This is a genomic window from Microbulbifer mixtoriginis (SeqCode) (genome assembly GCF_052467235.1).
The window spans coordinates 3394639-3419660 of sequence record NZ_CP174305.1 but is presented as its reverse complement, the minus strand read 5'-3'; the positions used below and the strand labels follow the sequence as shown (position 1 = coordinate 3419660).

20 protein-coding genes and 1 pseudogene are annotated in these 25022 nt (G+C 47.7%); 16 read left to right on the top strand and 5 right to left on the bottom strand.

Going from position 1 to position 25022, the window contains the following annotated elements; genetic code table 11:
- Positions 1 to 35 precede the first annotated feature (35 nt).
- Both ACJJIO_RS14890 and ACJJIO_RS14885 read right to left on the bottom strand, forming a co-directional pair.
- Positions 36 to 839 carry a putative RNA methyltransferase gene (locus ACJJIO_RS14890; protein WP_444908933.1) on the bottom strand — a complete coding sequence of 268 codons (804 nt, stop codon included), beginning with the start codon at positions 837 to 839 and terminating at the stop codon, positions 36 to 38.
- A complete protein-coding gene (locus tag ACJJIO_RS14885) occupies positions 836 to 2470 on the bottom strand; it encodes a GMC family oxidoreductase (RefSeq protein ID WP_444908932.1) in 1635 nt (544 codons plus the stop codon). Before ACJJIO_RS14885 ends, ACJJIO_RS14890 begins: the two co-directional genes overlap by 4 nt.
- 83 nt (positions 2471 to 2553) lie before the next feature.
- Here ACJJIO_RS14885 and ACJJIO_RS14880 point away from each other — a divergent pair, with 83 nt between their 5' ends.
- The 3 genes from ACJJIO_RS14880 to ACJJIO_RS14870 all read left to right on the top strand — a co-directional run bounded on the left by ACJJIO_RS14880 (position 2554) and on the right by ACJJIO_RS14870 (position 4715).
- Positions 2554 to 3243 (top strand): class I SAM-dependent methyltransferase, encoded by a 690-nt coding sequence (locus ACJJIO_RS14880; RefSeq protein ID WP_444908931.1) that lies wholly within the window; start codon positions 2554 to 2556, stop codon positions 3241 to 3243.
- 409 nt (positions 3244 to 3652) lie between these two features.
- The gene (locus ACJJIO_RS14875) at positions 3653 to 4141 is read left to right on the top strand and encodes a hypothetical protein (RefSeq protein ID WP_444885811.1); all 489 of its coding nucleotides are present in this window, start codon (positions 3653 to 3655) and stop codon (positions 4139 to 4141) included.
- Positions 4142 to 4217: 76 nt separating this feature from the next.
- Positions 4218 to 4715, top strand: a complete 498-nt coding sequence (locus ACJJIO_RS14870; protein ID WP_444888252.1) for an RDD family protein — start codon at positions 4218 to 4220, stop codon at positions 4713 to 4715.
- Positions 4716 to 4742: 27 nt separating this feature from the next.
- Here the strand turns inward: ACJJIO_RS14870 and lptG are convergent, their stop codons facing one another.
- The gene (gene lptG, locus ACJJIO_RS14865; RefSeq protein WP_444908930.1) at positions 4743 to 5804 is read right to left on the bottom strand and encodes an LPS export ABC transporter permease LptG; all 1062 of its coding nucleotides are present in this window, start codon (positions 5802 to 5804) and stop codon (positions 4743 to 4745) included.
- Positions 5797 to 6927, bottom strand: a complete 1131-nt coding sequence (gene lptF / locus ACJJIO_RS14860; RefSeq protein ID WP_444908929.1) for an LPS export ABC transporter permease LptF — start codon at positions 6925 to 6927, stop codon at positions 5797 to 5799. The genes lptG and lptF overlap by 8 nt, the downstream gene beginning before the upstream one ends.
- Before the next feature lie 187 nt (positions 6928 to 7114).
- On the opposite strand from lptF, the gene ACJJIO_RS14855 reads away from it, so the two are divergent.
- From ACJJIO_RS14855 to ACJJIO_RS14830, 6 genes are all read left to right on the top strand, one after another.
- Positions 7115 to 8581, top strand: coding sequence for a leucyl aminopeptidase (locus tag ACJJIO_RS14855; protein WP_444908928.1), 1467 nt, complete (start codon positions 7115 to 7117; stop codon positions 8579 to 8581).
- A gap of 89 nt (positions 8582 to 8670) precedes the next feature.
- Entirely contained in the window at positions 8671 to 9102 is a 432-nt protein-coding gene (locus tag ACJJIO_RS14850) for a DNA polymerase III subunit chi (RefSeq protein WP_252084876.1), read from the top strand.
- Positions 9103 to 9117: 15 nt separating this feature from the next.
- Positions 9118 to 9975, top strand: coding sequence for a hypothetical protein (locus ACJJIO_RS14845; protein WP_444908927.1), 858 nt, complete (start codon positions 9118 to 9120; stop codon positions 9973 to 9975).
- Positions 9976 to 10123: 148 nt separating this feature from the next.
- Positions 10124 to 12898, top strand: coding sequence for a valine--tRNA ligase (locus ACJJIO_RS14840; RefSeq protein WP_444908926.1), 2775 nt, complete (start codon positions 10124 to 10126; stop codon positions 12896 to 12898).
- 562 nt (positions 12899 to 13460) lie between these two features.
- Entirely contained in the window at positions 13461 to 14093 is a 633-nt protein-coding gene (locus tag ACJJIO_RS14835; RefSeq protein ID WP_444908925.1) for a hypothetical protein, read from the top strand.
- A gap of 83 nt (positions 14094 to 14176) precedes the next feature.
- Complete coding sequence (locus ACJJIO_RS14830; RefSeq protein WP_444908924.1) at positions 14177 to 14608, top strand: GIY-YIG nuclease family protein; 432 nt, start codon at positions 14177 to 14179, stop codon at positions 14606 to 14608.
- Positions 14609 to 14690: 82 nt separating this feature from the next.
- Here ACJJIO_RS14830 and csrA read toward each other — a convergent pair whose 3' ends face one another.
- Positions 14691 to 14879, bottom strand: a complete 189-nt coding sequence (csrA, locus tag ACJJIO_RS14825) for a carbon storage regulator CsrA (protein ID WP_444908923.1) — start codon at positions 14877 to 14879, stop codon at positions 14691 to 14693.
- A 901-nt stretch (positions 14880 to 15780) separates the two neighbouring features.
- On the opposite strand from csrA, the gene ACJJIO_RS14820 reads away from it, so the two are divergent.
- The 7 genes and pseudogenes from ACJJIO_RS14820 to ACJJIO_RS14790 all read left to right on the top strand — a co-directional run bounded on the left by ACJJIO_RS14820 (position 15781) and on the right by ACJJIO_RS14790 (position 24859).
- On the top strand, positions 15781 to 17379 hold the full coding sequence (locus ACJJIO_RS14820; protein ID WP_444908922.1) for a hypothetical protein: 1599 nt from the start codon (positions 15781 to 15783) through the stop codon (positions 17377 to 17379).
- A 65-nt stretch (positions 17380 to 17444) separates the two neighbouring features.
- A complete protein-coding gene (locus ACJJIO_RS14815; RefSeq protein ID WP_444908921.1) occupies positions 17445 to 19253 on the top strand; it encodes an AAA family ATPase in 1809 nt (602 codons plus the stop codon).
- Between the two features lie 762 nt (positions 19254 to 20015).
- A complete protein-coding gene (locus ACJJIO_RS14810; protein WP_444908920.1) occupies positions 20016 to 20819 on the top strand; it encodes a hypothetical protein in 804 nt (267 codons plus the stop codon).
- Between the two features lie 465 nt (positions 20820 to 21284).
- Positions 21285 to 21758: pseudogene (locus ACJJIO_RS14805) on the top strand (DDE-type integrase/transposase/recombinase); the annotation flags it as partial.
- A 360-nt stretch (positions 21759 to 22118) separates the two neighbouring features.
- Positions 22119 to 23030: a hypothetical protein gene (locus ACJJIO_RS14800; RefSeq protein ID WP_444908919.1), complete on the top strand. Its 912-nt coding sequence runs from the start codon at positions 22119 to 22121 to the stop codon at positions 23028 to 23030.
- Positions 23031 to 23835: 805 nt separating this feature from the next.
- Positions 23836 to 24348, top strand: a complete 513-nt coding sequence (locus ACJJIO_RS14795; protein WP_444908918.1) for a CbrC family protein — start codon at positions 23836 to 23838, stop codon at positions 24346 to 24348.
- A gap of 97 nt (positions 24349 to 24445) precedes the next feature.
- The gene (locus ACJJIO_RS14790; RefSeq protein ID WP_444908917.1) at positions 24446 to 24859 is read left to right on the top strand and encodes a hypothetical protein; all 414 of its coding nucleotides are present in this window, start codon (positions 24446 to 24448) and stop codon (positions 24857 to 24859) included.
- The last annotated feature ends 163 nt before the right edge of the window (positions 24860 to 25022 follow it).

Below are 25022 nucleotides of genomic sequence, written 5' to 3'. Positions count from 1 at the left end.
CACACACAAAGTATTTCGCTGTCATTTCTACTAGATTATTTTCTCTTGATGAAACGACGAACAATAAAATCCGCCTCGAGAACCAGGCTTTCCTGCCCTTCCAACTCCGCGCGAGCCTCTCGATTGCCCTTCCAGGCAAAAGGCGTCATCGCGAGAAAATCCGCAATCGCTTCTTGCCCGCGCAATTCAAAAGGAAAACAGCAGCGTAAATCGACCTCGGGATACAGCCCCTCAATCAACTTTGGGGCTGGGTGTTTACGAGGTTCCCGGTAGAGGTGTCCCTTCAAACTCCACAAGTGATCCGGACCGGGAGAAACGTCCAGCAAATGCCCCCCCTCCTTTATTACCCTAAGCATCTCATTATCCGGTGCAGGCGCAAAAATACGTAAGAGGTGATCCACGCTATTTGAAGCCACTGGCAGGTTGGTATTGCTGGATACAACAAACTGAGCACCACTGTCGGCTTTAGCCGCCATACGGACGCCTGACTTGGAAATATCTACCCCGGCCAACGCATGGCCGTGCCATCCGGCAGACTCCAACTGGCGTAAATAGTAACCTTCGCCACAACCGATATCCAAAAGCCGACGCCCAGACTGGTAGGGCAGTAGCGCGGTAATCGTGTCCACTAGTGGGCGATAATAGCCCGCCTTGAGAAAGCGGCGACGGGCATACAGCATTTCTGTGGAATCTCCCGGGTCCTTGCGCCGCTTGCGATAGACGGGTAACAAATTAACGTAACCCTCTCGAGCGCGATCAAAACTGTGCCGGTTACTGCAGTACCAGGTATCTTTACCCAGTGTCAATGGCGTTGCGCAGAGGGGACATTGCCAAATCATTCAACTTCCTGAACTTGTGTATTCTTCATCATTGAGGGAGGGGTGCGCTGTAAAATAAGATCCGCTGCCTTCTCCGCAATTGCGATCACCGGTGCATTGGTATTACCGCTGATCAGGGCCGGCATTATGGAGGCGTCCACAACCCTCAGTCCATCTACTCCATGTACTTTTAACTCCGCGTCGACTACTGCGAGATCATCATTGCCCATCTTACAAGTGCCCACCGGGTGATAAATTGTCTCGGCATGCTGACGAATATAGTGTTTGATGGAAGCCTTGCTGCTGAGCTTATGCTCCGGCAGCCAGAGGCGCTTCTGGTAGCGTTGTAAATCTTCCTGGTGGATGATGTCCCGAGCCATTTCGAATGACTCCAGCATCACCTGCATATCTTCGGGCTCGCTAAGATAATTGGGTTGGATACTCGGCAGGGCCTTGGGATCCTCTGTATTGAGAGTTATTTCACCACGGCTTTTGGGGCGCAATGCACATGCATGTAAGGTGTAGCCATACCCCGACTGTTTATTGAAACCGTGTTCAAAGGATGGCACTGCCGTGAAGTGGAATTGTATGTCCGGGCGGCCGTTGGCCAAGGTTGAACTCGCGAATCCCCCCGCTTCGGCAACATTACTCGTCAATGGGCCCCGATTCAGGAAGAACCATTCAGGCGCACGCATGGCGTGCTTCACTCTCGCCCACAGATCATTCGAAAAAGTGATTGGGTCTGTGGTCTCCACCACTTGAGAGATATCGAGGTGGTCCTGGAGGTTTTTACCCACCCCTGGCAGGTGGTTCTGCGGCAGAATATCAAACTTACGCAGCTCCTCTTGTGGGCCAATGCCTGAGAGCAATAGCAAGTGCGGGGTCTGTATTGCGCCTGCGCAGAGCAATACCTCCTTATTGGCCAATATTTTTTTACCATTGAGCAATTCCACCCCCACAGCCCTGTCACCTCTCAATATCAGGCGAGCGACTGGACTACGCGTGAGCACTCGTAAATTGGGACGCTTTTTTATCGGATGTAAATAGGCTGCAGCAGCAGAGCACCGCCGACCTCTGCGCTGTGTTACCTGGTAAAAGCCCACTCCATTCTGCTGGCTGCCATTAAAATCACTGTTTGCCCGGTGTCCAGCAGACTGAGCTGCGCGCAGGAAGGCTTGCCCAGACTCAGTTTTCCACTTCAGATCACTTACCGTGAGCGGTCCATAGCCACTATGGTGCGCATCACTGCCACGCTCATTGCCCTCCGAGAGAAGAAAGTAAGGCAATAAACTACGCCATCCCCAGCCTGCATTACCTGCGGCTTCCCAGGCATCATAGTCTTCACTTTGACCACGGATATAAACCATCGCATTAATCGCGCTACTGCCACCGAGGGTGCGGCCTCTCGGCCAGAACAATCGACGCTTGTTCAGGCTTTGCTGTGGTTCCGTGTAATGGTGGAGGTTATAGTCTGTGCCTGACATCAGCATCCCGATACCCAGGGGCATGGATATCAACGGACTGCGATCCGGGGGGCCTGCCTCGAGCAGGCAAACACGATGCTGCTCATCAGCACTCAGCCGGTTGGCCAATACACAGCCGGCAGAGCCGGCACCTACGATCACATAATCAAACACCATTTGAGTGGACATGGGACCTCAGCACCTTTGCAGCTGGATTTTCCTCGACGGTACACTCAACCTCGTCAAAATTACAGAGATGAAGGAACGCAAAGATGAGGGATTGCGAATTTAGTGACAATAAAGTCCTACGCAGCTGGCACAATAATGCCGGCGAGTGGGTGAAGGTGGTGGACCGGGGAGCAATACCCAGCCGCAGGCTGATCACCGATCAGGCAATTTTTGAGGCTGTCCTTGCGCATAATCCCTCCAACGTGCTGGATATTGGCTGTGGTGAAGGATGGCTATCCCGCCGCCTGGCAGCAGAGGGCATGGATGTCTGGGGGATTGATGGCGTGGACGAGTTAATTAATGAAGCCAAGCGTCGAGGGCAAGAACGGCAACAATTCCGTACTGTTTGTTATGAAGAGCTAGATCCGCAGGCATTTGAGCGTAAATTTGATTTGATTGTATGCAACTTCTCTCTGATTGGGGAGGAAGCCACCAATGCCATTTTTCACAGGGCTTGCTCCCTGCTCAACCCACAAGGGTATCTACTCCTCCAAACTTTACACCCCCTACTCTCCTGTGGCGATGAAAAGTACCTGGATGGATGGCGACCAGGTTCCTGGCAAGGTATAGAGGGTGATTTTCAGGAGGCAGCGCCCTGGTATTTCCGCACACTATCAAGCTGGACCCAATTATTCATCGAACATGGATTGATGCTCACCACCCTGCAAGAACCCCTCAACCCAACCACCGGAAAACCTGCCTCATTAATCCTGGCAGGACAAGTTTGCCCTTAACCCCTAAAGCAGTTACTGGCGCCAGTTTTTGAATGCCCGGTTATCAGCGTAGTCGCTTTCAGCGACACTTTCGCGCTCAAGTCTACTGAAACCCCACAAGCTCCCCTCAAATACGGCGCTCAAAGCAAGACCGTTTTTTCATCAACCATGGCGCACCAATATCAAAAAAATAATAAAAAAACATTGGCGCTCTCCTGATCACAGCTAGGACTGCTTGGACAAAAATGGAAAAGGGTCCAATCCATGCGGCTTTCAGGGATGTTTCCGACAATTTGCGACTGTCCAGTAAGTGAAGTAGCAGAAGCCGCCTATTTTCTATGGGAAAACGCTTCGAGGTGGGTATCCCATAATAAATTCAACGACCGCTTGCGGCCTTCCGAAATGAGATGCAACACCTGGGGTAGATAGAATGGCACTCTGCAGTTTCAGAATCAGACCGGGCAAATCCTTACCCAAAACAGTTGGATTACTGCTTTTCCCCACCTGTTGTATCTGCTCTGCGGACGAACTTTTTATCCCCGATTCACAACAAGCCCTAAATATACAATCCGTGAACCTGTTTTTCTCCGACAGTGCCTTCGCCATGGACAATGCTGCACTATTCCAAGCCGCAGATTATCTCCGCAGTAATTCCATGAATAGTACGCAACGCCGCCTCAACTACCAGTGGCTACAAATGCATACCTACCCCAGTGAGTTTCGACCAACCACTGGCGGTAAGGCACTATTCAAAATTGTTAAGATTGGTTTAGATACCTACAAGCAGCGCAACAAGAGCACGGTGCAAAAAAGTCTTCTGCGTTACACCACCAACCGGGGCAAGATAGGCAACTCGGTAGATTATGGCATCAACCTTTCTGACGACAAATTCAAGATTTCTTTCGAGTACGAATTTTAGACCTGGCAGACGACTTGCCCTTGCCCTCCCCTAGTTTTGTTAGAATCTCCGCCAATCGATTTTGGCGGAGATAGCCGTGAGCAGCTCAAGTACCCCTTCTTCATTTCCCGAACTTCCAATCGCCAGCGTCGGCCGGCGCTTGGCGGCCCTGATGTACGACCTGTTAATCCTGATGGGACTGATGATGGTGTACGGCTTTATCGCCCTGCCAGTGGCCTCGGTATTTGGTGGGTTAAGCTGCCAACCAGAAGCTATGGATTACAGCCCATGTGTCGGCGGACCAATTTATCAACTGGGCGCTCTAGCGGTGATCGCCGGCTACTTCTTCTGGTCCTGGCGGGTAGCCGGACAAACTGTGGGAATGCGCGCGTGGCGCTTGATCGTGGCGAATCCAGATGGCGTACAGCTTACTTGGCGCCAATGTATCCTGCGAGCCATTGTCGCCCCTCTCTCTATCGCCTGCCTGGGCCTCGGCTACTTTTCCGCCTGGGCCCGCTCCGACAAGGCTACTTGGCACGACTTGATTTCAGAGTCTCAAGTGCGCCTTTTACCCAAAAAGAAGAAAAAAGGGTAACTGCCAACAAATTAAGCTCAAGGGGCCCTATCGGGCCCGCTTAAGTAATAGCCAGCCCGCGCCAAAACAAAGAAGAACCGGTAGCAGTACAGCCAGCAGTGGTGGAAAACCAAAAACCAGTGAAGAGGGGCCGAGTATCCCCTGCACAGTTTGGAAGATGATCCCCACCATAATCCCGGTAAACACTCTCAACCCGGTGGTTACTTCACGCAGTGGGCCAAAGATGAAAGAAATTGCCACCATAACCAAACTGGCAATGGTCAGTGGTTGCAGTATTTTCTTCCAAAACTCCAGCCAGTAGCGCCCGGAATCTTCACCCTTACGATCCAGGTAAGTACCGTAATCCCAGAGGTTGCGCGGGGAAAGGTCTGAGGGCAGCGGCACGATCAGGGCAAACAACTCCGGCGAGACCTCCGCTTTCCATACACTGGTTGGCAGGTCTTTACTCTGCGTATCTTCTCCCAGGAACTGGGTGCTACGGCTGTTCTTAAGCAGCCACTGCTCATTCTGAAACTGCCCCCGTTCAGAGAACTCCACCCATTGCAGCTCCCGGTTATCTGCAAAGTGATAACGGGTTACGCCATAGAGTTCACCATCTGGCAGGGCAGCATTAAAGTGCACAAATTCGCCGCTATCTTTTAGCCACAAACCGCTTTCGAGGCCACTTGCTTCGAGCTCACCCAGGGCGCGTGCCTTGTTGTTCTCGGCGATTACATTGGTCTTGGGAATCACAAACTCCGCCAGGGCCAAACCGATAAAAATCAGCAAAATGATCGGTTTCATTACCGCCCAAGCAATACGGCCGATAGAGACTCCAGCCGCGCGCATAACGGTCAATTCACTGGTGCCGGCCAGTGTCCCCAGCCCCACCATACATCCCACGAGAGCGGAGAAACCCAACTGCTCATAAATACGCCCCGGCAATCTCCACATGACATATTGTATTGCCTGGCTAAAGCCGTAATCGTGCTTGAGGTCTCCCAATTGGTCGATAATGGCGGAAATAATATCCAGGCCGAGAATAATCAATAGCACCACGAAAACTGCTAGGGCAATGGTGCGGCCAATATACATATCCAGCTTATACATCGGCCGACTCCTTAACACCTTCCGGCAATGGTTTGGGTTTAGGGCGCCAATTCCTCGCCGCCAGAAGCAATAACCCAATCAGTAGGAAGGGCGGGTGTACCAACCAGATCACCGCGGGGTTGGCAAACTTGCCATCCTCTACAGCCCCGCGAACCCCCTGCAGAACCACCAGGTAAATGAGGTATAGGAGTATCGCGGGGAACATCTTGATAAAGCGTCCCTGGCGCGGATTAGTACGCGATAGCGGTACCGCCAGCACCGCAACCACCAACACCAACACCGGCAAACTCAAGCGCCAGTAGAGGTAGGCCGTCTCCCTGGGGTTGTCACTGCCAATCAGCTGCGTAGTGGGGGCCGACTCAATTTGGTCGCGCCAACGACTGCGCAACCGTGGTGGTTCCATTAGTACCTCGTAGCTGGAAAACGACATCTGCCTGTATTCCCGCTGTCCCGGTACGCCCTCGTAACGATAGCCATCGCGCAGTACCAGGTAGCGCAGCCCCGTTTCGGGATCGATTTGCTGGACCCCTTCTTTGGCACGAATAACCACCTGATGGTTCGCTTCTGTTTCTGCTTCCGTGGCCCTCAACTCGGCGAGGAACACTCCCAGCATGGTGGACTTATCCTCACTCAGGGCCTCTGCGTAATACACTGCCTGGCCGCCACTGGTGGATATAAATTTCTTCGGTATCAGGTGATCAAACTCATTGCGGGATTTTTCCGCGTTGAGCATCAGGTTGGAACGCTCGGCACCAGCCGGGGTCAGGTACAAACTCATTGAAGCCACAAACAAAGCCACTGCCAGAGCCGGTGCCAGGGTGTAAAACAGCAAACGCCATTCGCTGAAACCACAGGCGTGCAGCACTGTCATTTCGCTCTCTATATAGAGGCGCCCATAGGCCAAAAGAATCCCGACGAATAATCCCAGTGGCAATATCAATTCCAGGAATCCCGGTAAGCGGTAGGCCATTAAGGAGAAAAGGATATTAGCCGAAAGGTCCCCTGCGGCGGCTTCCGCAAGGTATTTCACAAATCGGCCACTCATCACCATTAATAGCAAAACTGCGCTGACCGCCAGCGTGGCAAACAGCAGCTCGCGGCAGAGATAGCGGAAAATAATCACAGGGCGAACGAATTCCTTGGTGACAGCGGTGTGATGAATTGGACTTCAGTCGAACAAGTTGCCCACTAGGTACAGCAATCCATAGACGAGCAGGTTAAACTTGTGCGACGCATTATCACTAAAAATTCTTGCTATGTCTCGGTTCAGAGCTATGCAATCTATTGTCAGATTTTAAGGAAAGCGAAAAATGCAGTTCTCCGCAAAGGTCTCGGATATCTCCAAACAGCGCGCAGCCTGTTCCGTTATTTCAGCTGATGCTAAAAATGGCTTAAGCCCCAGCGGTAAAAACCTCGATCAACTCGCAAAAGGAACTATTGGCAAAATTCTCAAGCGTGGTGATCTGGGCGTAAAACCCGGCAGCACCCAGTTAATCGACCTGCTGGACGGACCCAGTGAGCGAGTGCTGGTCGTTCGCACCGGCAAGGGATACATCAGCCAGGCAGAGTTCCGCAAGCTGGCCAGCGCCAGTGCCGCAGTGGTGAAAAAGTTCAAAGACGCTACCAGCTACCTGTGCGAGCTCGAAGTAAAAGGGGCTGATAAAGCCTGGCAAGCCCAGCAGATTGCGCTGGCCACAGGTCTGGCCACCTACCGCTTCACCCGGTGCCTCACTGATGCCAAACCCTATCCTCTCACTAAATTCACCCTGCATGCCATTGATCGCAAGCAGCTAAAAACCATCCAAAAGGGGATGGAGATTGGTGCCGGCCAAGCACTGGGAAGCAATGTAGCACGGGAACTGGGTGATCTGCCTGGCAATATCTGTACACCCAACTATCTGGCAGCTCAGGCCCGTACACTGGCCAAAAAACACACAAAGCTCTCCACAACTGTGCTCGACGAGAAAAAAATGAAAGCGCTTGGAATGGGCGCACTTCTCAGCGTAGCAAAAGGCAGTGACCAGCCCCCCGCCCTGATCGCCATGAACTACAAGGGTGGCAAAACCAGCGAGAAACCCATTGTGCTGGTGGGCAAAGGTATTACCTTCGATAGCGGTGGTATCAGTATCAAGCCCGGCCAGGCTATGGATGAAATGAAATACGATATGGGCGGTGCGGCCAGTGTTTTCGGTGTGATGAACGCCCTGGTGGAACTGCAACCATCTATCAATGTGGTGGGCCTGGTCGCCGCCGCAGAAAATATGCCCAGCGGCCGCGCCAGCAAGCCCGGTGATATCGTCACCTCCATGTCCGGAAAGACTATCGAGATTCTGAACACCGACGCCGAAGGCCGCCTGGTACTTTGCGACGCACTCACCTATGCCAGCAAGTACAAGCCCCGCGCGGTCATCGATATCGCCACTCTCACCGGTGCCTGTGTAATCGCTCTCGGCCACCACGCCACTGGCCTCTATGCCAATAACGAAGAACTCGCCCAAGACCTGCTCAAGGCCGGCGAAACCAGTGGCGACCGCGCCTGGCAAATGCCTCTTTGGGATGAGTACCAGCCCGCCCTGGACTCCAACTTTGCCGATATGCAAAACATCGGCGGCCGCGATGCCGGCTCTGTAACCGCCGCCTGTTTCTTGTCCCGCTTTGCCGAAGAGTACACTTGGGCACATATGGACATCGCCGGTAGCGCGTGGAAATCCGGTGCCGCCAAAGGGGCCACCGGACGTCCGGTACCGCTTCTGGTGGAATACCTGCTGGGAAAATAACTGGCAAAAGCGCACAATAGCCGCCCCCGAGCGGCAGCCGTAACGGCCCCTCGCGGGCCGTTGTCGTCTCTGTACAAATAAAAGCCAGCATGACCCGTATCGACTTTTACATCCTCTCCTCCGATCAGCCCCAGCAAGCGGATATCTTCGCCTGTCGCCTGGCGGAAAAGGCCTATCGCAACGGTCTTCGGGTTCTGCTTGCCGTGGATAATCAGGAACGTGCCGAGCAACTCAACCAGCTGTTGTGGACCTTCCGTGAAGACAGTTTCCTGCCCCATGCCAACCAAGCGAATGGCGAGCAGGCAGCCATCGAAATCAACTGCGGTGAAGATCCGCAGGCACACCACGGCCTACTGATCAACCTGTGCAGCAAAGTCCCCAACTGGTTCAGCCGCTTCGAACGTCTCGCCGAGATCGTCGTTCAAGAGGCCAATGCCCTGCAACGCTCACGATCGCGATTTGGTCACTTCCGTGATCGCGGATATCCGTTACAATCCCATAAGATCAACCAGAGCATGTAATCACTAACTACCGCCATGTCCGGTCGAAAGAACAAGCACAAGCAGCGCGGACAACCACGCAAACCTTCCAGCGAGCTGCTCGATGAGCTGAACTCACTGCACGACCTACTCAACAGTGACGATCTCGATGAAATCCCACTGCTCAACCAGGTAGCGGGCCAAGCAACGGGGAAGGATGAGCCAAAAACCCTAACCACTGCACCTCCTACAGAGCCGCCATTGTTATCCACCGAGCCAGAAGCCCCTTCCCCAATGGATGACGCCTTAGAAGAGGAACTGCTACAGCAGGAGGACCTGCCCATATTGTTTTCCCCAATTGAGGAGACACTGGGCGAAGAACATAAAGTGCAGTTGGCCGAATCGGATCTAGCCCTATTGCGCCCCTTACAAAACCTGCCCGGCAAAACAACGGCAGAACCCCAAGTGCAGACTTCCCAGGAAGCGTCAGCCCATGGCGATGATGACCAGCCTGGCAATAACGCTCAATCGAATAGTGAGGGGACTGACACGGATCGCACAACCGCAACAGATACAGCCGCAGAGGCTCCTGTACCGGCACCCGACAACCCCTTCTTGCCAGCCCATATTCGCTCGCGGCTTACCGGGGGGCGTATTCCATCCCATGAAAGGCAGCCCCAAACCAAACCCAAAGCCATCGAAACCGCCAGTGCGGGTACCCGCACCCAGGCACTGGTAATGGCCCAGGCGATTGCAGAAAAGGAGGGGCCAGTAGAAAAATTGGAGCCCTCAGAGAAAGAGCGCCAGCGCAACGACCTGATTGAAGAATTGGTAGCTCAACAGCTTCCTCAACTGGAAAAACAGCTGCGTGCCCAGATAGAAAAAGTGGTCGACGAGCTAGAGATCTGGGACTGAGTGCGATTTAGCCCCAAAGCTGCCTTTTGCCCACCCTACCCCCGGCGGTATAATTGCCGCCTTTTCCGCGCAGCCCGAGCAAGCACCAGGCTATCCTGAGCCAAAACGCTGTGCACGCAGTCAGTTAAACACAAGGTTTCCCGCCCGCATGGACAAAACATACCAGCCCAACGCCATCGAACAGCAGTGGTACAAAACCTGGGAGGAGAACGGCTACTTCAAGCCTTCCGGGGATACTGAGGCCAAGCCCTACAGCATTATGATCCCGCCGCCGAACGTCACCGGCAGCCTGCATATGGGCCACGGTTTCCAGGAGTCCATCATGGACGCCCTGATTCGCTACCACCGCATGCAGGGAGACAACACCCTGTGGCAAGTGGGCACCGACCATGCCGGTATCGCCACCCAAATGGTGGTAGAACGCCTGTTGGGCGCCGAAGGCGTATCCCGCCACGACCTGGGCCGCGACAAGTTTATTGAGAAGGTCTGGGAGTGGAAGGAAGAGTCCGGCGGCACCATTACCCGCCAGCTGCGTCGCCTGGGCGCCAGCCCCGACTGGTCCCGCGAACGCTTCACCATGGACGACGGCTTCTACAAAGCGGTGCAGGAAGTCTTTATCAAACTGTATGAAGACGGCCTGATTTATCGCGGCAAGCGCCTGGTGAACTGGGACCCGAAATTCCACACTGCGATCTCCGACCTGGAAGTATTAAACGAAGAGAAGCAGGGTCACCTGTGGCACTTCCGCTACCCGCTCTCCGACGGCTCCGGCCACTTGGTCGTTGCCACTACCCGCCCGGAAACCATGCTCGGCGATACCGCCGTAGCCGTACACCCGGAAGACGAGCGCTACCAGCACCTGATTGGCAAGACCATCAAATTGCCCCTGGCGGATCGCGAAATCCCGATTATTGCCGACGAATACGTCGACCGTGAATTCGGCACCGGCTGTGTAAAAATCACCCCAGCCCACGACTTCAACGACTACGAAATGGGCCAGCGCCACAACCTCGAGATGATCAACATCCTCGATGCCGACGCCCACCTGAACGATGCAGTGCCGGAAAAATACCGGGGCATGGAGCGCTTTGCCGCGCGCACCCAAATTGTCGATGACCTGGACGCCCTCGGCCTGCTGGAAAAAGTAGAGCCCCACACCCTTAAGGTACCTCACGGAGACCGCTCCGGCGCCGTGATCGAGCCCTGGCTCACCGATCAATGGTACGTAAAAACCCAGCCCCTGGCCGATGAAGCCATCGCCGCCGTTGAAGATGGCCGCGTTGAGTTCGTACCGAAAAACTACGAAAACATGTACTTCTCCTGGATGCGCGACATCCAGGACTGGTGTATTTCCCGCCAGCTGTGGTGGGGCCACCGCATCCCCGCCTGGTACGACAACGACGGCAATGTCTATGTTGGCCGCAGCGAAGAGGAAGTGCGCGAGAAGCACAACCTGGGCGCCGACATCAGCCTGCGCCAGGACGACGACGTACTCGACACCTGGTTCTCCTCCGGCCTGTGGACCTTCGGCACCCTGGGCTGGCCAGAAGATACCGAAGAACTGAAAGCCTTCCACCCCAGCTCCGTACTGGTCACCGGCTTCGATATTATTTTCTTCTGGGTTGCACGCATGATGATGCTGACCCTCTACTTCAAAAAGGAAGTACCGTTTAACACCGTGTACGTGCACGGCCTGGTGCGCGATAACCACGGCCAGAAGATGTCCAAATCCAAGGGCAACGTGATCGATCCTATCGACCTGATCGACGGTATCGACCTGGAGAGCCTGGTAGCCAAGCGCACCTCCGGCATGATGGTGCCGCACCTGCGCGAGAAGATTGAAAAGCAAACCCGCAAGGACTTCCCCGAAGGTTTCTCTGCTTTTGGTACCGATGCCCTGCGCTACACCTACTACTCCCTGGCATCCACCGGCCGCGACATCAAGTTTGACGTGGGCCGTATTGAAGGCTTCCGCAATTTCTGTAACAAGATTTGGAATGCCTCCCGCTACGTACTGCAAAACTGTGAAGGACAGGACTGTGGCCAGGACAACAGTAGCGACTTCGAGCTGACTGTCGCCGACCGCTGGATTATTTCCCAACTGCAGCGCACCGAAATCACCGTGCGCGAAGCCATGGACACCTACCGCTTCGACCTCGCCTCCCAGGCCCTGTACGACTTTATCTGGAGCGAGTACTGCAGCTGGTACCTGGAACTGTCCAAGCCGGTACTGTGGGACGACAACGCCTCCGACGCAGTGAAGAAGGGCACCCGCCGTACACTGATCCGCGTACTGGAAACCATTTTGCGTTTGGCCCACCCGCTGATGCCGTTTATCACCGAAGAAATCTGGCAGCGTGTAAAAACCCTCGCCGGTTCCAACGGTGACACCATTATGCTGCAGCAGTACCCAGAGGCCGATAACAGCAAGATCGACGAGGAAGCGGAAGCGGCTGTTGCCTGGTTGAAGCAGGTTATTGAAGGCGTGCGTAATATTCGCGGTGAAATGAATATTTCCCCAGCGAAGAAAATCCCACTGATCCTGCGCGGCGGTTCCAGCCGTGACCAAGAACTACTGGAGCAAGCCCGCAGCCTGCTGACCAAACTAGCCAGCCTCGAAGAAATCACCTGGCTGGAAAGTGGAGAAGCGGCCCCCGCCTCCGCCACGGCACTGGTAGGCGATATGGAATTGCTGGTACCCATGGCTGGCCTGATCGACGTTAAAGCCGAGAGCGCCCGTCTACAAAAAGAGATTGATAAACTTTCCAAAGAACTCGCACGAGTCGAAGGCAAGCTCAACAATCCCAAGTTTGTAGACAAAGCCCCCGAAGCCGTTGTTGCCAAGGAAAAGGACAAGCTCGCGGAAATGAAAGGTGCTCACGAGCGTCTGCAGCAGCAGCTTGAGGAAATCAGCAACCTTTAATGGTTCTGGTAATCCGCTCCAATAAAGAGCGGATCTGATTTAAAAAAGGGGGCTCTGCCCCCTTTTCTTTTTTTTGATATAAATCAAGCACCCCCTTCTAGCCCTAGTGCCTTTCGATTTTCTATCAACTTCAGAACCCATGTATGTGCTCATTGTACTTGCACCGCTTATGGGTTTGTCAGCTCCAAAATCAGCTTTACCCAAGTGGTATACGACCTAAAGCGAGGTGAAACGCTTCAGGCACCCCCCAATTTTTCAAAACTCCTAAGTACCTCGAAAGAAATCAACATGATTTTCAACCGGTTGGCTGTTATTTTTTATAAAGATCATGAATGATTGAAAGCTCCAGGCATAACAGTGAGTTAGAGAAAGTCTATTCATTGGGGATAGTGGCCAAAGAATCATTTTGCATTTGGGTCAAGAATTCAGGCTTGTATGTAAATTACTCATCCCTCAAGGTTTTTACGTATTTCTTCGTTAGATTGATTCCAGGATGGTAATCATGATAATAGTGGTCAGAATGATTACTATATAAATGTTAAATTACTAATCCGGAGCATCGATGCATCCAGAAATTAAGGAAAATTTTCAAGAAAAAATGAGGCTAGTTGTCCTAGATCTCATGAGCCACATGGATGAAGACATAAAAGCTATGCTTGCTGAGCACTCAGCTAAAGGCCTATTGCGATCTGGGAACACAATTAAACGAACTATGGACTTCATCGCTCAGGGAAATGCTAGCTTATATCAGTCAGTCCTAGATTATTTCCAAGACCTAAATCTTGCATATTATCCAACCATGGAGGTTGATATTCAGTCGTTGGCCATCAGTGCCCAGGAACTTTACAAAACCGAGTGTTTGCCAAGATTCCAAAAAAGCATCGAGCTTGCTGGCAAGCCTAGCCTCTATGAGAGGATGCTCCCAGAAGTGGAGTCTGGTATGGCTACAGATCTTGCGAAGTTCCAAAACTCGCTAAATGCAGTTGTAGTTCAAATTAAACTGAGCAAAGAAATACCTCCAATGACAAAGGTTCTTTGGGGGCTGGAGGCACTACTCCTTTTATCAATAATGTTCATTGCTGGTATGTGGTTTAAAGACCCTGAAGGAAACTATGAACCTCTGGTAGTAGGGCTAAGCATAGCAATGCCACTAGTTTTGGTTGGCATAAAACTCATTGCCAAAAAGGTAACTTAACAAGGCGTTGTTAGCGCCAGGCCTTCGGCCTGGCTGGGACCTCCGCACTGCGGCCCCAAAGCTTGGCGTTAGCTAACTAAAGTATGGAATATATAACATATCGAATTATAGATCCTAGAGATGGTGTACCTGTATATGTAGGCCAAACTGAAGACTTTAAAAATAGGAAAAAGCAACATATACGTAGAGCTAAAAGGTCTTTACCCAAAACTAAAACATTCGATATTAAAGTTTATTTAGTTCTTCTATATTCTGAAGGCTGTGATCCCGAATTCGAGATTGTGGATATTATGCCTACAGAGGATGAATCACTCGAATCTGAGAAAAGCTGGGTGAGAAAAACTGTAGAGTCGGGTTTTCCTGTACTTAATCGGTGGAAGGCGCACAGGTCAATAGTCAAAGAGCGGTTCACAAGCAGTGAATTCAAGCAGTACTTCTGTGCAAGATTTCCAGCTAACAAGGTTATCAATTATGCGCCTTCGGCGCCGGGCGCAGTAAATCTGCGCCGTTTATAACGGCTTTAACGCTCTTATTAACACGCCCCGTGGACTGGACGCGCCAACGCGCGCCGCTGCTGCTTCGCGGCGCTCCGTAATCTCAACCAACTCCATCCCCCAACACCCTCTCCTTTTGTAAACGTCTATAGATTTCCTCACGGTGAACGGGCAGAGATTTGGGAGCACGTATACCTATCTTTACCTGATTACCCTTAACTTCCAATACCGTAATTGAGACGTTCGCTCCAATCCGTAAGTTTTCACCCGTCCGGCGCTTTAAGATCAACATAATTGCTTCCTATTAATACTCAAACCATACGTAGACCTCCCTTAATGGAAGGATTTGAAAGTAACTTTTAAGGAAAGCAAGGTGGGGCGCGAGAACGGTAGGCATAGAGGTAGAAAAGGCAGACGCAACGCTTCCAGAGCCAGGGGACATGCCCCAAGCTACTGAATGAACTCCACTTTATTGAAGACGAGCGGGTTTCTAGCGTATGATCCATATAGCCATTTTGATAGGTCGATTATCAATTTGGTTAGCTGGCCCCGGGTGTTCCACCACCTTGGGTCAGCGCCTTTTACTTACTCTTACGTCACGCTACCGTTCTCCTTTTAGGGAATAGTTTTTAAAAGAAATTTGAATCTCTCGAACCGCTTTGTTCATTGACCTTCAGAAGACAGCTCAATCACGGCCCAAATACCGATAAATATCCACCGATTTTACGCAGCTTTGACACTGAAACAAACTGAATAAAATCCAATAAGATTATTTTCGTGCCTATATTTTTAGCTGCACACGCTTTAAAATTTCGGCTGCGTATAAAAATGGCAGTTAAGACTGGTACACTTCACTGCCTTTCAGTTTTGAACCCAGATGCAATAATCACCCCTAGCGACTTCACATTACTGCTTTTACATAAACCCTGTTGTTTTCTTCTACTATCAATATCGAGAATCAAGAGTAGTCGCACATATCCGCAGCAAAAAGATCGTTAACTAATTGATTTTGAATAGTTTATGTCTATTATCAAAAGTAGCAATATATCCAGTAGAGAATTTTTCCACCAGTCTTGGATAAAGTGTATATTTATTTTTTCTCGCTAGAGAATTTTTTCATTCTTGAGACATATTGACTGGTGATATAATGCAGCTTATTTTGAATACACTGTTAGCACCACAGGAATTTTTCCATGAGAGATTTAGGGTTAATGGGGGAAAGCACATTTAGCTTATGGTGTGCGGATGTAGGTATAGTTCCAAATGGCTCTCAAATTGATAAAACAGGGTGGGATTTTTTTGTTGAATTCCCATTCGATTCAAGCCTCTCACCTCAGGATATTCATAAGCCAGCATTTGAATGTAAAGTTCAGGTCAAGGCAACTGATAAGAATGATCGAAAACTGCCTATCACTCTCTCAAATCTGAGGCGTTTAATAACTGCCCAGATGCCAGCATTTTTTGTATTTATTGAATTTGATAAAAAGGATACTGCACAAAGATCCTATGTCGTTCATGTAGACAATAACATGATATCAAAGGTATTAAAACGATTACACGAAGTTGAGCAAAGTGAAAAAGAAAACAAACTCAACAAACGAACAATGACTATTCACTATGATGATAGCAATCTACTCAATATGCCGAATGGTGTCAGCCTAAAAAGTAATATTTTGGGTCATATTGGTGATAACTATTCCGAGTATATTGCTAGTAAAAAGAGTCACTTAGAATCAACTGGCTATGAAGGTGGGTTTGCACAAATTACATTTACAACTGAGGGGGAAGAAAATTTAAGGTCTCTAATAGATGTTTCCCTTGGCATTGAAAAAGAAGTGGAAATAGCAAAATTCAAAGGTGTTGATACGCGCTTTGGCATTAAGAGCGAAAATCTACTGTTTGATTCTGATGGTGGGAAACTGGCAATGCCAGACCTAAAACCTATGACTGAGGGGAGAATTAGATTCAAAGAAGGCCGGCTCTCTTCTGGATTATCATTTGAATGTAAATTGTTCAACTCCCCGTTTAATCAAATGGTTTCCGATGAATTTAAAAAGATGAGGATTGAAGGTGAGTTCTTCGATCTTAAATTTAATCCATTTACTGGCTCTGCGACTTACTCATTTTCATTTGGAGAGGGTGTTAGGATGGAAGTTAGTAAGTTTAAAAATGCTCTTAAGCTTCTAAAGCTACTAAGTAAATCTGAAAAGAATATTATTGTAGAGTTGATTTTCAACGAGATGCCAAGGCTAGAATTTGTTGCTGGCTGCATAGCAACAGAGTTCGAATATTTAGCTGAGCTAAAATCACTTGAAAGTGCGGTTAAGATTATGTCTGATTTTGAGAGTACAGACATTATTGATATTTCATTTGATGAGATTTCTAGGTATGGGGGGCATATATGTCAGCTTGAAGGTATCCTTTCTTCGCCACCAAGTTTATTTAAGGTTGAATTCGGAATAAACGAAGAAGGATATAATTCAGAAAAGGAAACCGCCTGCATATTTTTGATAACCACCCCAATTGGCAGCCATGTTTTTGGATTGATTCTAGTTCTTACTGGAAGTGTTGAGAAAATTGAAGATGAAAGATATAGATTGATTGCAAATGATGTGATAATTGAGCAACGAATAATCTCAGAAAGAGATGAGTCAATTTCTAATGAAGACTTAGTTACAATTGTAGAGTCTATAGAAGAAAAGTATGATGACGAATTTTCGGTAGTTACCATGTTTGATGATTGTACTAACAGAGCGCTCAAAAGCGATACCGAAAAAACTGGCGCGCTTTAGCGCGGCGTTAAGTTTAAGAATTACCCACGTTTAGCAGCATCTAAACTTCTCAGCAAGGAAAATTGATGACATTAAAGAAAGTAATAATTGAAAATGTGGGCCCAATTAAGAACATTGAAATTGTATTCCCAAAATCAAATCAAAAGCCTAAACCTCTTCTTATAGTTGGTGAAAACGGTACAGGTAAAAGTATTCTTTTATCACATCTTGTGAATAGCCTCGTGGTTGGAAAGCAGGAGATCTTTGATGATGTTGAAGTAGAAAAAGGGAAAGCTTATAAATATAGAAGTCCTGACTACGTTAATTCTGGAGAATATTATTCCTTTTCTTCAGTAGAATTTGATTCTGGGCAAAAAGTACAGGAGTGGCAATTACTTTTACCAAAAGACAAATTTGAAGAAAAATTGAAATATGTACCTATGCGCAGCGAGTGGAATCAAATACCCAACAAGGAAAGCTCTTACTTTAACTCTACCTTCCGCAACTCTATAGAAAGCACTAAAGATATTTTCGAAAAACAATGTAATTTGTATTTCCCAGTTAATCGATTTGAAGAGCCTGCATGGTTAAACCTTACAAATTTAACCGCAAAAGCAAGTTATACTGATCTAAAGAAAATATCAGGCCATTCAAATCGAGATCTTATTTGTACATCCCCATTAAAAAAGAACATAAATTGGCTATTGGATATAATATTTGATCGGCAAGCTTTCGATTTAAAAACTCAAAATATTCAGGTTACATCTACGCCAGGACAACCTCCGACCATATTAAAGCATTTTACTGGATTTGAAGGTCAAAGTAGCAAGATATACGCTGCAATATTAGAGGTTATAAAAGTTATTTTACGAGAGTCAGGAAACATAAGATTAGGCGCCGGTACTCGTCAAAATCGTCAAATATCAGTCATGAAAAATGAGAAAGTATGGGTACCTAATTTATTTCAGCTTTCTACAGGCGAAGTTCAGCTGCTAAATTTGTTCTTTTCGATTGTTAGAGATTATGACCTTTCTTACGGTGAGTTTAATGATTTAAGTGACATCAAAGGAACTGTAATTATTGACGAAATAGATTCACACCTGCACGCAGTTCACCAAAAAGATATTCTTCCAAAATTAATCCAATCATTTCCAGGCGTGCAATTTATTATTACAACGCATGCTCCTTTGTTTTTGTTAGGGATGGAGAGGACTTTTGGGGAAGATGGTTTTGATATCATAAATATGCCTGACGGGCAAAAAATGACAGCTAGTGATTTTTCAGAGTTTAATACAGCTTATGATACTTTTAAAAACACAACAAAACATAGGGAAGAGATAAAAAGAGAACTTGATATAAATTCAAAGCCAATAGTTTTTGTGGAAGGTGATTACGATATCCGCTACCTAAATAAGGCGGCCACTTTACTTAATAAAGAAGAGCTGCTTTCTAAAATTCAGCTTAAAAATGCTGTTGGTTTTGGTAATTTAGATAAAGTATGGAAAAGCTTTAACAATGTTGTGTCCGAAGCGATTTCAAGTAAAATAATTCTATTATATGATTGTGACACAAACAAGCAAAACTCTAATAAAAACTTACTATTTAAACGTGTGATACCACCTATTCTTGAAAATCCAATTTCGATTGGAATTGAAAATTTATTTTCAGTTAATACTATTGAAAAAATAGAGGGAACTAACCCACAATTTATTGACATTCATGAACAAACATCTAAAAGGATTAGAGGTCAAATGGTTGCTACGCCAACTATTAAATCTGTGAACAAAGATGAAAAAGGAAATATGTGTAATTGGTTATGTGAGAATGGAGATTTAGAAGATTTTTCGGGTTTTTCTTCCGCTTTTCAAATTATCGAAGACGTAATCAATGGCTAAATCGGGTAGCTGGTAGTTTCTAGCTACCGGCCCCCACATCTCCCATCGTACGGATCTGCAATGGGCGACTCCCTATCCATAATGAATCTCTACCCAACGATACTGTCGAGCAGCTCTTCATTTGAGTTGAGTGTCATGGCAGTGCGCCACCTCAACCTTATCCGACTGGAAACATATCGATAGGCTAGCCCTGTATTCTAACTCGTGGAGTTTAGGTTCAGGACTTCACCCTGCCCAAGGTATTGATCTTGGCATAAGGCTACTATGCCGTCGGCTGACTTCTGCTTAATCACATTGATCATTACTGACCAAGGCGCTGCTATATCCCACCACGTTTTTCTATCCCCACGATGGTGGCTAGCGGGTTGGGTCTACTTATGAATCGGCGGCCACACTGACAGTTTCGCAGTAGCAAGTTAAACAGATCTCCCTAGATAGGGGCGTGAACTTACACTATACAACTGCATTATTGGCTCTACCCGCTAGATTAACCGACTAAGCCTTATAGGGTGTTTCTATTCGTCTTTGCTAGCAGCCTACTCCTCACAAGACCTCACGGTGCTGCAGTTGCCATTCGCTAGTAGTTAGCATTTAATGGAACCCTTTAAATGATGATCCTCCTACATGGAACTTTCACCCCATTAGTTCATGCCCATGCTGGGCGTACCAAAGCCATCAATTTGACCGCCTTACGCTGCACTTCAGGCGGCAAATTATGGCGGCGTTAGCCGCTGCCACATCCTCAAACATTGGGAACAAATATTGAAATATCGTGACATTGCTAGAACAGCCCTTGATAGAGCAAATACTATTTTAGAAAGAGAAAATGACAATGAACTTCATTACGTTGCTCTTGATTTGAGAATGGCTTTAGAAGCTTTAATTTATGAAAAAGCTCTGCATTATCATGAAGAACTATCTGAGAAGAAACTAAGCACTTGGCAGCCAAAGAAGCTTTTATCCATATTGTTGGAAATTGATCCATTTGCCGACAAAAGCTCAACTTTAAGTTTTGCGCTAGAAGACGAAAACGGTGGTGTAAAAGGTGATTTCAAGAAACTGGGAAATGAGCGACTATTGTCATTAAAAGAGATTAAAGATTACTATGATCGAATTGGATCATACCTTCATACAAAGACTATCGAACAATCTAAACGACCAAATTCATCATCTGATAAAATAAGGTCTAGATGCTTGAAGCTTTCAAAGATTATTGGTGAAGCAATATCTTCCAGTGTTTATAATCTAAATATGAAACGCAGCGCATCTCTGGATTGTGATGAGTGCGACAATAAGATAGTTCGGAGAATACGACCAGGCTCTGAAAAATATGTTGCAAACTGTCTTAACTGTTTAGCGTCATATGAAATTACACTTATCAATAAAAGCCAAGTTCATTGGGAACCAATGTATATAGAAGTACCTTGTTCAGGACCAACATGCTCAGGAACACAAATGCTTTGGCACCGCGAATATAAAATAGGTACAAATTGGAACTGTTCAGTTTGTCATGGACATCATAAGATAACAGCTGGCATAGTCTATACACCCAAAGAAAGCGGCTAAATCGGGTAGCCGGTAGTTTCTAACTACCGGCCCCCACACCACCCATCATTCGAGTCCGCAACGGCCGGTTCCCTATCCGTAATGAATCTCTACCCAACGATAGTGTCGAGCAGTTCTTCACGTAAGTTGGGTGTCATGGCTGTGCGCTACCTCAACTTTATCCAACTGGAAACATATCGGTAGGCTAGTCCTGTCTTTTAACTCATGGAGTTAGATTCAGGTCCTCACCCTGTCCAAAGTATTAATCTTGGCATTAGGCTGCTATGCCGTTGGCTGACTTCTGTTTAATCACCTTGACCATTACTGACCAAGGCGCAGTTGTGTATCACTACTTATATCTATTCCCACGATGATCACTAGAGGGTTGGGCTTATTTATGAGTCAGCGGCCACGCTGACAGCTTCACAGCAGCAAGCTAAACAGATCTCCTCAGATAAGAACGTGAACTTTCACTACACAATTGCATCATTTATCTGGACTGGCTCAAGCTGTTGTTACCTAGCTACCATTATAGATTTACATGCTCATCGTATCGTTGGATGGGCTCTCTCAGGGCACCCAGATACAGTATTAACTATAAAAGCACTGGAAATGGCTTGGGAACAGCGAGGAAGATCCGATGGAGTTATGTTCCACTCGGATCAAGGCTGTTAGTATACAAGTCATCAGTTCCACCAACGGCTGTGGCGCTACTGAATGACTCAGATCATGAGTTGACGTAGATATTGCTGGGATAACACACCAATGGAGAGACTGTTTCGGAGTATGAAAAGCGAATGGATACCCTCTCTCGGTTACACCTCCATCACAGAAACAAGCCGCGACATCAGCCATTACTTGATGACTTACTACAACTGGAAGCGTCCCCACCAATACAATGACGGATTACCGCCTGCAAAAGTGGAAGAAAAATTTAACCTACTGTCCAGAAATAGTTGACCACTACACCTCCTTCCGATACCTAAATATCAAGATATTGAGACATTAGAGAGGAAAATTGCCAAAGAAGAACTAATGTGGCTTTCATGACAAAAAACAAAATTATGAATATTAACTCTTAAGCGTGTTTCTTCTCCTTCGACCCACAAAATAAGTACGATTGTTCGACTCCTTATTGCCTGCTGCATTTATGTATGCAATATTTGGGTGGATTTTTTACCTCATGAAATCCAGCAAGGAGAATTTTTATCCAAAAAATCCACATGATAGGTCTATATGATCTTTTTCTTCCCTACTTCTCAGCTGAATTCTCACACCATTAAGAATAAATATAAAATTTAAGATTAGAAATGCAATTTTATGAAAATTAAAGCCCTGTATGGAAAAGCTCTTTTACTCATACTTATTTCCCTTTGTTTTACCTCCACAGTAAATGCTCAGTCTGGTTTTGAGGCTGTAGTGCCAGGGCCGGTTCATCTGGGTGTAAATGTCAATACTGAAGATGTTCCGTTTTGGAAAACATTGGATAATGACCATCAAGATGATTGGGATGGACGTGTACTCCATTACCCTGCCGATTGGCGAATAGCGAAAGGCAGCGATGGTCGTTGGATCACTTTTCCCCATGAGTGGGATCACCGCGAGGGTTCGGATGGCCGAATTGTTGCCTATCCCCACGGTTTTTACACACAAGAAGGAGATGATGGAAGGGTAATTTCCTATCCTTATAGTAAATGGAGGTACTTTGAAGGGGGAGATGGTCGCGGCGTGGCAATTCCAGGGGATTGGGATGTAGATGAACACGGTAACAGACTGTGGGGAAAAAATGTTAAAGCAGGCAGTGATTACCGCAAGATTGTAGTACCTCCCGGCTGGGAATCCGATCAAGGACGCGATTCAAGATTGATAGCTTATCCTGCAGGCTGGCTAACAGACTCCGGTTTTGATGAAAGGCTGGTAGCCATTCCACCACTCTCACCATGGAAGACCACCTGGGGGAGGGATGGGAGAATGATTACCTACCATGAAGGTATAACATCAAGAGTTGTTGAAGGGAATGACGATAGAAAAGTCGCAATCACCAATAACTGGTACTATCGATCAGGTCCCGATGGAAGAATCAAACAAAGGCCCAAAAGTACAATTAAAACACCTTTAACTTTTGATAATCCAGCACAAATTGCACTGATTAAGAAGCTGAAGGAAGATGCCGAATTATCAGATGAGGAGTACCATGATTATCTGCTTTACACATATCTCAATAGTGACTAGATTTCACTAATAATAAATCATCGTGAAGGCCACCCTTACAGCGGGTGGCCGCATGCCACTCACCAAGGGGTAATTAATAGTTTTGGCAGGATTCAAACTATCACGTTATTTTACTTCAATACACGTCGACTATTAGCGACTTCCAATTAGACACCGCCGATAGAAAAGTAATTTAATAGTTGGCTTTGGAAGGAGTTCTACTACTGCTAAAGGATACCTTCCTCCTCTATCTCCACTTCTATAGTTTTACCACTCACATATCATTAATGGATTACCGCCGGCAAGCTCATCAACTGGAGCATACTGCACCGCTCGACAGTGCAGTAATCAACTATTTCCGGACGGTAAGTTAAGTTTTTATTCCGCACTTTGCCACTGCAGCTGATTCATGGAGCTTCCCTTCGAAGTTGATGGAGGGACATCATGCCAGTCTGCCATAGCAATTTATAAAATCTCGTTTATGTACCGCTTACTGATTAACTCTACTCGTTAGATCAGCCGGGGGGCCTTGGCCACTCCGTCTCCAGGCTAAGCCTTATAGGATGTTTCTGTTCACCAGCTCGTGGTCTTGCTAGCGGCTTCCTCCCCACAAGACCCCACGGTATTGCAGTTGCCATTCGCTGGTAGTTAGCATTTAATGGCGCCCATTAAACGTTGATCTTCCTACAGGGGACTTTCACCCCATTAGTCCTCGCCCATACTGGGCGTACCAAGTACAAGTAGGTTGCTACGGGCCTTTGGCCCTTCGCGGAACGGCCTACGCTGCGCCCCATCCACCCCTGTTGTAGTCGCTATGAGTAAGAGCATGGAATTCAGATACTTTAGAGATCCAGAAGGGTTTGCACTTCTAGTAGACAGCCCGCAACCTTGTTCTGTCTGTAGCAAAGTAGGACTTTGGTTTGATACTGGCGGCTACCCTGGTATCAATGAAATTGACTGTATTTGCGAAGATTGTCTCAAGTCTGGAAAGTTAATCGACTTAGAAATAGAAGCAAACCAATTCTACGACGATGATTCGGAAGAGTCGGTCACTCTAATGTATAAGACTCCAGCGTTACCCACTTGGCAGGAAACTGCATGGCCTTTAGTAAACGGCGAGTTTCCTGTGTTCGAGAGAATTGCATCTAAGCAAGATTTCGAAAGTAAGGACGATTTTTTGAAGTCATTTTCAGGGGAAGGTCAGGAAGTGTCAGAGATCGAATGGCTGTGGGATAGACTACCAGAAAAGAAATTGAACAGTTACAAAGATGCCGGTGATGTCTCGGTTTACCTATTTACATTGGAAGGCAATAAATACTGGGTGTGGGATGCAAACTAAAATTCATAACAAAAACAGCCTAGGCGACGCCAAAAAGCGGCCCGCTTGCTGTTGACGTTAGGTATTGATGGGTATGCTCATAAAAAGAATTTATATAATGTCACTTGAACATCCAGGGCCCGGATTTAACGGGACCTTGGGGCGAGTCGGTCAAAAAGCTAATCTTCTGGATCTAGAAATGTTTGTGAGAGGCTATGAGTCATGCTTACTAGATGCTTATGGTGAGAAACGAGCTGAAGATGAGTGGCTAGATTTTATTGAATACTTGCGGCATGAAGGGTTATTTCCTACAGAAGGGTGGGCAGCGAAAATCAGTCAGCAAAACCAATATAGTGAAGACTGTTTTGAGTACTTTCGTGAACTTCTCCATAAGTACCTTGTGTTGCGAATGCCCGATTGGTTTATTGAGTTCAACTGCTCAGCTCAGCCTAGCCCATGGCATAATGTCAATGGTCCTCGCAGTCAAGATATACGTCTAAAAAAACATATAGAGGCCGTGAACAAAACCTAAATTGGGTAGCAGGTAGTTCTAGCTACCGGCCCCCACTCCACCCATCATGCGGGTCCGCAATGGGCAGCTCCCCATCCGTAATGAATATCTACCTAACGATAGTGTCGAGCAGCTCTTCATTTGAGCTGAGTGTCATGACAGTGCGCTACCTTAACTTTATCCG